The organism is Pectobacterium aroidearum, from assembly GCF_015689195.1.
Classification (GTDB): Bacteria; Pseudomonadota; Gammaproteobacteria; order Enterobacterales; family Enterobacteriaceae; genus Pectobacterium; species Pectobacterium aroidearum.
The window spans coordinates 4,497,175-4,509,172 of the sequence record NZ_CP065044.1; the positions used below are offsets into that span (position 1 = coordinate 4,497,175).

General features: G+C 54.3%; 14 protein-coding genes and 1 CRISPR repeat array. Of the genes, 3 read left to right on the forward strand and 11 right to left on the reverse strand.

The features are described 5' to 3' along the window. Window positions 1–33 precede the first annotated feature (33 nt). The gene (locus I2D83_RS20030) at window positions 34–1,386 is read left to right on the forward strand and encodes a pyridoxal phosphate-dependent decarboxylase family protein (RefSeq protein ID WP_205947200.1); all 1,353 of its coding nucleotides are present in this window, start codon (window positions 34–36) and stop codon (window positions 1,384–1,386) included. 75 nt (window positions 1,387–1,461) lie between these two features. Here I2D83_RS20030 and I2D83_RS20035 read toward each other — a convergent pair whose 3' ends face one another. After that, window positions 1,462–1,920, reverse strand: coding sequence for a hypothetical protein (locus tag I2D83_RS20035; protein WP_012773069.1), 459 nt, complete (start codon window positions 1,918–1,920; stop codon window positions 1,462–1,464). Between the two features lie 538 nt (window positions 1,921–2,458). On the opposite strand from I2D83_RS20035, the gene I2D83_RS20040 reads away from it, so the two are divergent. Further along, window positions 2,459–2,719 (forward strand): type II toxin-antitoxin system RelE family toxin, encoded by a 261-nt coding sequence (locus I2D83_RS20040; RefSeq protein ID WP_180778942.1) that lies wholly within the window; start codon window positions 2,459–2,461, stop codon window positions 2,717–2,719. Window positions 2,720–2,792: 73 nt separating this feature from the next. Beyond that, the gene (locus I2D83_RS20045; protein WP_180778943.1) at window positions 2,793–3,164 is read left to right on the forward strand and encodes a helix-turn-helix domain-containing protein; all 372 of its coding nucleotides are present in this window, start codon (window positions 2,793–2,795) and stop codon (window positions 3,162–3,164) included. Window positions 3,165–3,180: 16 nt separating this feature from the next. After that, a CRISPR array of direct repeats spans window positions 3,181–4,613; the repeat unit is 29 nt; unit sequence CGGTTTATCCCCGCTGGCGCGGGGAACAC. Between the two features lie 84 nt (window positions 4,614–4,697). Here the strand turns inward: I2D83_RS20045 and cas2e are convergent. From cas2e to nadS, 10 genes are all read right to left on the reverse strand, one after another. Continuing rightward, window positions 4,698–4,991, reverse strand: a complete 294-nt coding sequence (gene cas2e / locus I2D83_RS20050) for a type I-E CRISPR-associated endoribonuclease Cas2e (protein ID WP_180778443.1) — start codon at window positions 4,989–4,991, stop codon at window positions 4,698–4,700. Further along, complete coding sequence (cas1e, locus tag I2D83_RS20055; RefSeq protein WP_181830007.1) at window positions 4,992–5,912, reverse strand: type I-E CRISPR-associated endonuclease Cas1e; 921 nt, start codon at window positions 5,910–5,912, stop codon at window positions 4,992–4,994. A 24-nt stretch (window positions 5,913–5,936) separates the two neighbouring features. Next, window positions 5,937–6,584, reverse strand: coding sequence for a type I-E CRISPR-associated protein Cas6/Cse3/CasE (gene cas6e / locus I2D83_RS20060; RefSeq protein ID WP_181848365.1), 648 nt, complete (start codon window positions 6,582–6,584; stop codon window positions 5,937–5,939). Next, window positions 6,584–7,318 carry a type I-E CRISPR-associated protein Cas5/CasD gene (gene cas5e, locus I2D83_RS20065; protein ID WP_205947201.1) on the reverse strand — a complete coding sequence of 245 codons (735 nt, stop codon included), beginning with the start codon at window positions 7,316–7,318 and terminating at the stop codon, window positions 6,584–6,586. The genes cas6e and cas5e overlap by 1 nt, the downstream gene beginning before the upstream one ends. A gap of 9 nt (window positions 7,319–7,327) precedes the next feature. Further along, window positions 7,328–8,395 carry a type I-E CRISPR-associated protein Cas7/Cse4/CasC gene (gene cas7e / locus I2D83_RS20070; RefSeq protein ID WP_180778445.1) on the reverse strand — a complete coding sequence of 356 codons (1,068 nt, stop codon included), beginning with the start codon at window positions 8,393–8,395 and terminating at the stop codon, window positions 7,328–7,330. A gap of 3 nt (window positions 8,396–8,398) precedes the next feature. After that, entirely contained in the window at window positions 8,399–9,031 is a 633-nt protein-coding gene (gene casB / locus I2D83_RS20075) for a type I-E CRISPR-associated protein Cse2/CasB (protein ID WP_205947202.1), read from the reverse strand. Further along, a complete protein-coding gene (gene casA / locus I2D83_RS20080) occupies window positions 9,015–10,589 on the reverse strand; it encodes a type I-E CRISPR-associated protein Cse1/CasA (protein WP_205947203.1) in 1,575 nt (524 codons plus the stop codon). The genes casB and casA overlap by 17 nt, the downstream gene beginning before the upstream one ends. Window positions 10,590–11,149: 560 nt before the next feature. Next, complete coding sequence (locus I2D83_RS20085; protein WP_181845791.1) at window positions 11,150–11,491, reverse strand: type II toxin-antitoxin system HicB family antitoxin; 342 nt, start codon at window positions 11,489–11,491, stop codon at window positions 11,150–11,152. Then, window positions 11,488–11,742, reverse strand: a complete 255-nt coding sequence (locus I2D83_RS20090; protein ID WP_181845790.1) for a type II toxin-antitoxin system HicA family toxin — start codon at window positions 11,740–11,742, stop codon at window positions 11,488–11,490. Before I2D83_RS20090 ends, I2D83_RS20085 begins: the two co-directional genes overlap by 4 nt. 44 nt (window positions 11,743–11,786) lie before the next feature. Continuing rightward, complete coding sequence (gene nadS / locus I2D83_RS22455) at window positions 11,787–11,930, reverse strand: NadS family protein (protein ID WP_420851260.1); 144 nt, start codon at window positions 11,928–11,930, stop codon at window positions 11,787–11,789. Window positions 11,931–11,998 lie beyond the last annotated feature (68 nt).

Below are 11,998 nucleotides of genomic sequence, written 5' to 3' on the forward strand. Positions count from 1 at the left end.
TAAACACACCATCCTATTGATAAGGGAAAAAGCATGAGCGAACTGACATTACTGGCTGATGCCGACGAGCGCGGCCGACGCTATCTGGCTGAGAATGCACAGCGTCGGGTTTTCCCCGATGCCGCTGCCCTCGCCGCGCTGGCACGTTTTGATGAAGCGCTACCGCAACAGGGCTTCTCGCCAGAAAGCACGCTGACACTGCTGGATGAGGTCGGCTCACCGGCTACCACCGCCTCCAATGGCCCAAACTATTTTGGCTTTGTTATCGGTGCCTCATTGCCGGTCGCCGCCGCTTCCGAGCGATTAATGATCGCCTGGGATCAGTGCGCCTCCACCTTTGATAACTCGCCGGTATCCGCCACGCTGGAACGCCTCGCCAGCCGCTGGGTACTCGATGCGCTGAACTTGCCCAAAGAAAGCGCCGTGGGTTTCGGCACCAGCGCTACCGCCTGCACGCTTTCCTGTCTGGCCGCCGCGCGTCGTGCCCTGCTGGCAAAACAGGGCTGGGATTTTGACAACGATGGGCTGCTCGGTGCACCTGAAATTAAGGTCGTGATTTCGGAACTGACGCACATCACGGTGAAGAAAGCGCTGCGCGTACTCGGCTTTGGGCTGCGCCATTTACGCATCGCGCCTGTTAATGCATATGGGCAGATCGATGTCGCACAGCTTCCTCCGCTGGACGATCGCACCATTCTGTGTTTACAGGCGGGTGAGGTCAACACAGGTGAATTCGATGACTTTGCGCAGATCATTCCAATCGCTAAAGCGGCAGGTGCCTGGGTTCACGTTGATGGCGCCTTCGGACTCTGGGCCAGAGCCTCGTCCCACGCAGCGCTCACCGAGGGCATCGAGCTGGCCAATACCTGGACAACGGACGCGCATAAATGGCTGAACACCCCTTACGATTGTGCGATGGCGATTTGCCGCGATGCGGATGCGCTGGCGGAAGCCATGAACGCGGATGCCGTCTATTCCAGTGCGGCGCGAGATGCGCAGAAGAACCTGACACTCGAATTTTCCCGCCGTCCACGCGGCATTCCGGTATGGGCGGCACTGCGTACGCTGGGGCGCGACGGCGTGGCAGAGATGGTCGAACGACACTGCCGACAGGCAACCTTCATCGCCGACGGCCTGCGCCATGCGGGTTTTGAAGTACTGAATCGGGTGGTGCTTAATCAGGTTCTGCTGCGTGGGGAAACCGACGGCCAGACGACAGCAATACGAGACGCGTTGCAGGCGTCGGGCAAAGCATGGTTTGGCGGCACGATGTGGCAAGGACGTCCGGCACTGCGCATCAGCGTGTCATCCTGGCGCACGCAGGACGACAACGTGCAGGCGCTCATCACGCTGCTGACGGAAATCAAAGCTCGAACCCCACGCTGAGCGCGGTATAAAACAACTATCCCCGTAAACGCGGGGATAGGGAGACGTCATCAGACTACGGCGCACTAAAATACGCTAGACGTAAACGCTAATGCTGGAGACCTGCCCCTGAAAGCGGTTCAGCGCCTCGGCCGCACGTTGCAGGCTTTCGGTATTTTGCACTTCGCTACGGGATGATGCACCCGCGACACCCTGCTGAATGGTGTCGAAAACATTAATCGGCTGAAAGACATTGGAAGGCGGCACACTGCCGACATTTTCGCGCGGCGACGAGATAAAACCCAGTAGCGCGGAACCCTCTTCACGCCCCAACCGCCCACTGCTGACAAGGCCTTCTACCGTTTCATACAGCTCGGCGGGGCTAATGCGGGTGAAATCATACCGCGTCGTCTGACCAACAGGAACAGCACCGCTACCCGCCTGATAAGACTGAAGCTGTTCGGACAGTGCCGCTTTCTCAGCATGCTCTGTGGAACGCTTCGCCATCACCTGCTGGCTGGCAAAGACGGACGACTCTGCGGCTTCAACTTTCATATCACCTCCTTACGGTAACGTATGGAAGACAAAAATGATTGGCATCGCGCATCACCGTGACGGTGAATGCAAAAACGGCGTGCTTTAATACTGACACGCAATCCCCCATCGCGCCAGCCAGCAGCGGGATTTGGCCCATGCGGGGAACATGTAGACCAACATGCAACAAGGGGTATAACCGTTCATCCCCGCTGACGCGGGGAATACTGCCCCGACTCAGGTCCGGGGAATTTGATTACCGGTTTATCCCCGCTGGCGCAGGGAACACCGTACTGATATTCATGATAGCGATAACTCCTACGGTTTATCCCCGCTAGCGCGGGGAACACGGCGGCGATTTCTGCGAGTCGATCATCAATCGCGGTTTATCCCCGCTGGCGCGGGGAATACGTATATGGCTCTGATCCAACGTCAAATTCCCGCGATTTGTCCCTGAAGGAACAGCATAATCATCAACAAAAAATAAGAAAAATGAACACAACCCTTAAATTGTCTTATAATTAACTTATATCAGGGAAGGGTTTCGTTTGAGGGATGCATGCTTAAGATTAGTTGGTCAAAACGGGCATTAAAACAACTCGGCACCATTGACACCAGATATCGAAAACGAATCAAAGAAAAAGTGGGCGAGCTGAGTACATTTCCAGATGTGAATCTGGACCTGAAAAAACTCGAATCGTCTGGTAAACAATATCGGCTACGGGTTGGGGATTACCGCATTATCTTTGAACTAATCAACGAAATACCACAGGTGTGCGAGATACTTGAAGTCAAGCGTAGGACAACGACGACATACTAAGAAGGAAAGCGCATCCTTCTTTACACCACATCTGATTTTCACCCATCGAAAGAAAATGTTGGAGCAATACACTATGAGCATACAAGTCATTCGGGATAAAAGCGGTAAACCTGAATATGCTGTTGTTCCGTATGAGTTATATCAGAAACTTATTGAAAATGCTGACGATCCCGCCCTCTATGAGAGCATTCCCTACGATCATGGCGCAGAGGATGACGTCTCTATTCCTCACGAAGTGGTTAGCATCCACATTGATCAAGACGTCAGCTTACAGGCAGCCTGGAGAATTTTCAGAGGCTTTTCTCAGCAAGAAGTTGCAACCGCGCTTGGCATGACCCAAGCAGCCGTCTCTCAGCTTGAATCCCCAGATTCAAGGCCGCAGAAACGCACCCGAGAAAAACTGGCTAAGCTGTACCACTGCGAACCAGAACAGCTAATCCTTTAGCCGCTTCCACGGACTAGGGTTTATCCCCGCTAGCGCGGGGAACACAGCAGCGTCTTTAGTGCCTCTGTTATGCCCTACGGTTCATCCCCGCTGACGCGGGGAATACATCTCATTTTCTGCCAGCTCGGCCGCATCGCCCGGTTTATCCCCGCTGGCGCGGGGAACACTGGGGAAGGCGCTCTGGTTGCCGGTGATAATGGCGGTTTATCCCCGCTGGCGCGGGGAACACGGCCTCGGCTTTATATTTCCGAGTTTTCTCCCCGGTTTATCCCCGCTGGCGCGGGGAACACTCCAGTGCGATAGTGTTCGCTGATGCGGCTGACGGTTTATCCCCGCTGGCGCGGGGAACACCAGCGCCTGATATGAACGCAGTCACCGCAGTTCGGTTTATCCCCGCTGGCGCGGGGAACACGGCCGAAGGTGTGGCGCACTACGCTGTCAGGGCGGTTTATCCCCGCTGGCGCGGGGAACACTTGTAAAAATCATCATGCTCCATCCATATTGTCGGTTTATCCCCGCTGGCGCGGGGAACACTGCTCTGATCCAGCCCGGGCGATATTGACCGCCGGTTTATCCCCGCTGGCGCGGGGAACACGTCAGACAACTACCGCCCGCATCACTCAAACGCGGTTTATCCCCGCTGGCGCGGGGAACACAAAGGGTCACACGTCAGAAATAAGCTATCTCCCGGTTTATCCCCGCTGGCGCGGGGAACACTCCAGCGGCGTGATACCTGCACCGAAGGCCTACGGTTTATCCCCGCTGGCGCGGGGAACACGATATCGTGTATCAATTACCGCCTGAAAGAGTCGGTTTATCCCCGCTGGCGCGGGGAACACAGCAATACATCAGAGAGCAGTGTCATTGATTTCGGTTTATCCCCGCTGGCGCGGGGAACACTGGGGTGCATTCGATAAACAGGATGTGAATGACGGTTTATCCCCGCTGGCGCGGGGAACACAGGCGCGCCGCAAAGAAGACAAAAGTGATGACCGGTTTATCCCCGCTGGCGCGGGGAACACAATCCCGCTCTGAGGATAAGATATTCAACGACCGGTTTATCCCCGCTGGCGCGGGGAACACCACAAAAATCATGGGATGAGGCGGCGGCTGCGCGGTTTATCCCCGCTGGCGCGGGGAACACGAGAAGCTATCAATATGACAGCCGGCTGGAAGCGGTTTATCCCCGCTGGCGCGGGGAACACGCTGCATTTCTGTCGAGAAACGTTTGGGATGCCGGTTTATCCCCGCTGGCGCGGGGAACACGCCGCACTATTCCTGAGTGACGCCGAACTATCCGGTTTATCCCCGCTGGCGCGGGGAACACCTCTCCGCCACTGCGCCTCATACGCTATTGCGCGGTTTATCCCCGCTGGCGCGGGGAACACATGACTTGACACCGTTTACCCATTTACCCATACGGTTTATCCCCGCTGGCGCGGGGAACACTCTAAAATTAGAGAGTTGTTTTATAACACTTTTTTCGGCATAAAAAATTCTACCGATTTTTCCATGTTGTTAAAGATCGCTAACTTATTGATTTTCAATAGGTGAAAAAGAGACTAACCGCAGACCGTCCAGATCTACCGGCATTCGGCGGTTTTCTCCCCACGTTTGGAACTCAAAACCAGACTCCGTATTGGTCGCCCACGCCATCACAACGTTGCCCTGCTCCGCCAGTTCAATAATCTGCTGCCAGACCATCTCTCTCACCCGCTGTGAAGTATCACCGACATACACTCCCGCACGGACTTCCAGTAACCACACCGCCAATCTGCCACGCAAACGTAGTGGGACATTCTCCGTCACAACCACCAGCATGCTCATTTAACCCTGCCCCCGGTGGCCGCTGTCGCCAAACGGCTTCGGTTCAGGGATCGCAGGCGGCTGTGCATCATCCGGCGGTAGCGGCGGCGTAATGCCACCCGCAGACAACACCTCTTCAATCAGGGGAATTAGTTTGCTCAGCGTTTTCTGGCTGCGGAAAATATCACGACAGGCAAGCCGTACTTCACGATCCGGTTCGGCAGGGTTACGAGCTGCAATTTCAAACGCTTTCGCCACCACACCCTCGAATTTGATGATGTCGGCAATGTCGTAAACAAAAGAGAGCGGTTTGCCGCTGTGGACAAACCCGATCGCAGGGGCGTAACCCGCCGCCAATACCGCCGCTTCCGTAATACCGTACAGGCAGGACGTCGCCGCGCTAATGCACTGGTTAACCTTATCGCCCCGTTCCCAGTCTTTCGGGTCGTAGCGGCGGCCATTCCATTTCACACCGTACTGCTGTGCCAACAGCGTATAGGTTTGACGCACGCGGGCACCCTCAATCCCTCGGAGCTGATCGACCGAACGGCGGCTCGGTGCAGGTTCACCAAATCGGAGCTCAAACATTTTGCGCACCACTTTAAGACGCAGATCCTCATCCAGCGCCAGCTTAGCCTGATAGAGCAATTTGTCCGACCGCGCGCCGCCGGGCTGACCAGACGCATACAACCGTACGCCCGCTTCGCCGACCCATACCAGCAGCGTCCCAACCGTTGCCGCCAGTTTCACGGCCGCATGAGAAACTCGTGTACCCGGCTCCAACATAATGCAGGCCACCGAGCCAACGGGAATATGTGTGCGCACACCGGTTTTATCCACCAGTACAAACGCACCGTCGATAACATCAATCTGCCCGTATTGCAGAAAGATGAGTGAAACCCGATCCTTGAGTGGGATCGGGTTAAGCGGAACATACATGATCAACTCTCCCTGTAACGAGGCAGGCTATGCCCGTTTCAATAACAGCAGGCCACACCCCAATGCTTTGCTTTTCCCTAATCCTTGTCGGGCAGCCATTGCAAAGCGTTCAGCATCCGTAATATGGAGTACCCCGTCATAATCCACAGTGCTGAACATAATCGCTGTCGACTGGCCGGGCTTGTTCAGGCGGTGGCGTTGATACCCATCAACCCGGCACGACGACACCGTGAAGCCCGCGTTTTCCCCTTGGCGCACCAGCCATTCATGAGCACGCTGTTGCTGATGTTGCCACAGTTCTACACCAGATAGTCCGACGGCTTTCGCCTGATGACGCGCATCCATCAGCACATCGCTACGTTTGCCGTCCCGCGTGACCACCGGATTAGCGCGCAACGAAAACGCCAACGCCATGCCGTTATGCCACTGCGGCTGATACAGTTTGGTTTCCACCTGAAACAGGTTGTGACCCGCCTGCGGAGCCTGTTCGGAGAGCAGATAAAATAAGCTTTTGGTTTCATGCGCGTCTTCGCGGAATAAGAATGACCGCTGCGACTGATCGGGGAAGAGCTGCCAAAGCCACTGGTGGCTGGCATAGCCCCCTGCATGCAGCCGTTTCTCCGCCATGACGCGCGGCAACGCATTGAGTTGCAGCGTTATTCTGGAAAAATACATCATTCCTCTCCCTTTTCACTGCCGACATATTGCACGCGGGAGGTAAACTGCCAGCGCCGCCGATCGGCAGGCTGATCGTTGCGTGAAACCTGATACTGCGGCGTTAGCCCCGTGTCGCTTTCCTGTTCCCAGTAGCACACACCTTCGGCATGACCGATTATCTCTAATGCGGGGTCATTCAGTGCGGGTGTCTGCTTGGCTAACTGCCACACCTCAGCAAGCGAGCCAGTAAACAGGTGTGGTGCTAACGGCACCGCAGGCGGACAACTTTTACGCCCGAAATAGAGCGTAAACACCGGTGATAGCAACGCCTCTCGCAGCGCACTTAACGAGTAAGGTGCATCCAGCGTGGCACTAATGGCGATGTGATAATAGGCATCACAGCGGTATTCGCGTGAGGTCAGCATGGTTTCGAGCGATTGTCCCGCCTCCGGCCGCAGTTCATCACGCCTTGTATAACGCGGCACTTTGCGGTTTTCTTTCGGCATCTGCACCGTATGGTAGTCATTCAGCCAGGTTTCACGATCGGAAAGCGGCCTCACCGCCACATGGTAATGCTGATTAAAAACTGTCAGCGCGGCTCGATCGTCACGCCGGATCCCCAGCGCCGCTGCCAGCAGCCCCAGCAACGCCGAACGGCTAGGCACCGTCGAGGTATGGCGCACCTCACCAACCGCCACTTCCCCCCACGACACCAGTGGGGCATAGATCTGGAATACCAGATAGTTATCCATATCACGCCCCTACTGGCTGATGAAATCCAGTAACCCTTGCAGCGAACCGCCTTCGCTTTCCGCTTCCACGTTCAGTTCATAGAAAGGAACGCTACCCGCAGAGGCGTACACCCGGTCAAATTTGGTTTTTTGTTTACGCAACAGATCGATAGCATCATTGACCTGATCGTCATTGCGGATGGGCTTGAAAAACGCGACCGACAAGGTGCGCGGCTGCTCGCTTCCCTTTTCTGCCAGCGCATAAGTTGCCAGCGCTCGGCTAGCAAAGCTGTTCTGCTTGCCGCCCGGCGATACGGTCAGCGCCGTTTCCGTCAACGCACGCAGGGTACGTGCCACCAGCGCTTCATCATGATTCAGATTTTCCAGCAGCAGATCGCGGTTAATGCAAACATAGTGATAGAACAGTGCCGAGGCAAAGCTCTGCTCGCCCATGTGTGCCGATCCGCTGTCGGCTGACGTATTCAGATCATCCACCGCCGTGAAGAAATCATCTTCGATGGTGACGGCACTCACGCCCAGCGCGTGTGCCACCTGACAGGCCGCTTCAACATTGAATTCCGGCTCGGCGGCCAGCATCCGACCAAACAGCGCGATATCGACACTCGTGGCATCCTTACGCAGTAGCTTTAGTTCTTCGCTATTCGGCTTACGTGATTCTGCGATCAGACGAGCAACCAGTTGATCGATCAACGCCCTTTCCCGCACGCTGAAGTGAGCAAGCTGTTCGATATCGTATTTTTCCAGCGGATCTTTACTGCCTTTTTCTTCTTTTTTCGGTTTACCGAACTGCTCCGCAATGCTCTTCGCCGCTTCATCGGCCAGCTTTTCACTCATACCGCCGGCAATCAGCGCCGTGTAGATATCGCGCCCTACGCGGCGACTGCGGGTACCGATATGGCCGTCCATCGCGGACTCAAAAACCTCAGAGGTACGCCATGCACGTTTCAGGCTTTGCGAGGACACCCGCAAACGCTCGACGCCGCCAACGATTGCCGTTTTCGGACGACCCGCATCATCACGGTTCAAGTTAGAAGACGGGTAAGCGGTTAAAAAATGAAGCTGGATAAAAGTGGTCATCAGTTATTCCTTGTCTGAGGCTGTCGTTGACGTTTCTGTCGTGTCTGGTTCATCGGCGGTGAGGTTTTGCGACGCCTGAGCATACTCGCACGCCCAGCGCACCGCATTGCGCCGCAAAGGATGAATCGTCGGTGCGCGGTTTTCCTGCCGCGCCTGCCACTCGTCCGCCCAGAGGAAAAGGCCGTCCGCCAGCGAAGGGAGGTTTACACCTGCGTCGCCGCGTATTTGCACCGCACGGAAAAGCTGGCGATACAGTTCTTCCGGTGTTTGCGCCCGCTGTAGCCGTTCAAAACGCAAAGGAGAAAGAAAAGGACGATCGCCGCCCTGCTTTTCACCTAGCTGCGCGGCGAAGCTGGTCTTCAACATGTTTTTCTCCGCATGTGCCGCAACGGAAACAAAAATCGCCAGCGCCACAATGCGGTGTTCCTTTTCCAACTTTGCGGCCAATTTCCCCGCCAAAGCGTGATACCCCGGACAGGTCAACACGCCGTAAGGGGGAGTAGCACGGCGCAACGCTGCCCGACGTGCACGACCATTGCCCGCAGCACTGTGGCGATTTTGTAGATCATCGAACCAGTCACTAATCTTTTTTGCGTCATCCTTGTTGATGACCAAAAAATCAGCCGTGTTTGCCATCCACTGCCTCCTGCATCTGTTTAATGGATTCTGCCGCTTTTTGCTTATAGAAAAACGCACTCAGCTTTTTCCGCGTTCCCGCCGCCTTAGCCAGATCGCGATGTTCGTCTGGGTTGCTAAACACACGTGCATCGTAGTTATCCAACAGATAACGATAGAGCGCCTTTTGCCACGTTTTCAGCGCCACAGCGGGAACATCACCCTGAGCTAACGACTGATACAGCCGTATAAAATCAGGCTGTGTTTCCTGCCAGAATGCAACATCAATGGCGCTGAAATCCCCTTTTGCATCCTTAGGGCGCGAAAACCAGGCTTCCTTAATCATCTGACGCAGCAGCGTGGCACTATCTCGTGCCAGTTCCACCGCCAGTTGCAAATGCTCTTTATATTCACGCAACGCAAGGGAATCATCACGAAAACGGGCAGAGGCAAACAATTGCGGGACGTGGTGCTCATACCAACAACGCGCCTTCATGTTGTCCATATCGTAGCCAAAACACCACAGCCCAGAGTCTCTACGCAGTTCATCCCGCCGGATATTGTGGTGCACAACCGTGGCGGGAAAGGTGTTATTGAGCTTATCTTCCACCGCAATCATCAGCCCTAACCAGTCACGGTACGCTAGTCCGCCCGGCTGCCCTTTCACCGAAAGAAAAGGGGCATCGCCGCCTTTCAGCGCTCGACGATAAGGGGTAAGCGGGTGCCGCCAGCTGTCGTACTGAATGCCGTAGTTTTTGGTACGATACTGCGTGAGCAATGCGGTCGATTTCGTGCCGCACAGATCGCACTCCCCCGCCTGTAGCGCAGTGAAATCCAGCTCAATACGGCGCGGCATGCCCCAATAGGCTTGCAGCCGATGCGCATTTTCTGGCGTCACGGGCGGGTGAGCACCATCGCTGGTGGGCGTGGCGGCTAACCACGGGAACACCGTGGCATCAGGCTTGCCCTTGGGTATCACCTCCTGCGTCACCACATTCATCCAGAGCTTTTTCCAAAGCGGCAGCTCGGTTGCTTCCGGCATAAGCAGCGTGGTAATCGGCCCACCGCCACGCATTCCGGTGCGATGCCCCTGCCCACCAGATGGCGCATTGGTTTGTAGCGTGAACAGCGCCATTGCCGCACAATGTGGACACACCGCGTTGAGCGTACCGCGCTTGATGAAGTGATCTTTATTTAGCTTGAGCGTATTGCCGCCGGGGGCATCGATCAACAGGCCGGAAATTGGCGTCGGGTCGCTGTCGAGTGTGGCAAAATCCTGCATAAATGCGGGCTTCTGTGCGCCAAACTGCATCGCTGGTGCCAGCGTGGCTAACGCTTGCGAAAAGTCGGAGTCAAGTCCTTCTTCCCAGATCTCGCTCCAGTCATCGTCATCGGCAGGCGCATAGGCGGTTTGCAACAGGCCGATAAGAAGCTGATAGCCCGCCCCCTGCAAATCGGCACGCGGCCAGGCGAGATCGATAATATTGTCGTCGGGGAGCTGCTGCGGGGAAATGTTACCCATCCGACCATCCGCAAAGACGGCGGGCAACCAAGGTTCTTCAATCAATGAAAAATACATCGTACCTCCTGTGTGTGCCGCATCCCTGCGGCAAGCCTGATTAAGGCTGCTTCTGCGACCTCTTTTTTAACGCATTCAATCCGCGACGCCAGAGAGATGGCTCACGTTTGTGGCTTAGCGTTACAGGCAGGATGCGGCGGCGGTGCCTCCGCTTTGGCTTGGTGAACGGTGATGTTTACCGTAATAGGGATAACTGGAATAATTAACAATCTATATATTCCTTCTGGCGTTATTTGATTTGTAGGATAAAGGTGCCACCTAGTCCATTAAATGGGTGTTCAGTGCCTTGTACTTGAACACCACTTTCTGGACTTTCCTTTAAGCGGATTCACGTAACAAGTAACAATGTAGAAGAGATATAAATTTTCACAAGAGTATTTCGAATGTGAAATTGGCGGTAAAAACTTAGCGATATGCTAAATTTAACGAGTTAGCGTTCCCCGTACCAACGGGGATAAACCGAGTATTTCGAAAGTGCTTCATACTTCCCCGCGCCAGCGGGGACAAACCGCGAGAAGAAAAATAGCGAGTCAGGCCGCCAATTTAGTGGCCTAAGAGTATTAAGAATGTCGTTCAAGAACCAAATCGACGCCTTCGTTTAACAATTCGTTAATGGAAACTCCGGTCGCCTGCGCCGCTACCGCCAGCGCAGCATGACGCTCTGGCGTCAAGCGCGTTGTGACTTTTCCACTGTAGGATTTATAGGGTTCAATACCATCACGGCGACATTCATCAAGGAAAATAGCGAGAGAGGTTGCCCCTTCTTTTTTCAGTTCATCAACGCTATAGGCGTAAAAATCAGCGCCGCCATTCAAGCCAATAAATTCTCCCCGGAACATTTCAATTTCCGAGTCAAAAGCAATAACGGCAGGATGGCCATCGATAAGAAGTTTATTAATCATGGTCTTACTCCTAAACTTTCTAACCATATCCGAATGGAGTTAACCGCCCCTTTATCAGTGGTCGGTCTAGGATGTGGCCGATGGAAAATTTTTTTCTCACCTTGCAACAATACCGCGATCCTAGAACCTTCCCTTTCATGAATCTCAGCCCCCAGAGCAACAAAGAGAGATTCTATGTCACTCCATTTTATTGAACCATTAACTGGACGAGAAAACAGATCTGACAGCGTTTTTTGGTGTCGTTTGTTCATATCGATATGGTATCACTTTATGACACTATTTTTATAGTGTCATATTATGGTATCAAACTCCAACTTTTGATGATATCAGCGCTGGCTCCCAAAGCTTGTGCCATTTCACGTTGAGAAACATTAAGCAGTTCTCTTATCGCCCACACATCTGCGATCTCATAGCGTGTCACTTTGGTTGGTGCTTTCACACCATTTTTTATGTCTACAGTTTACTCTAGGAAGTTTTTAGTCCATCAAAAAAGCGCATTTCATACCT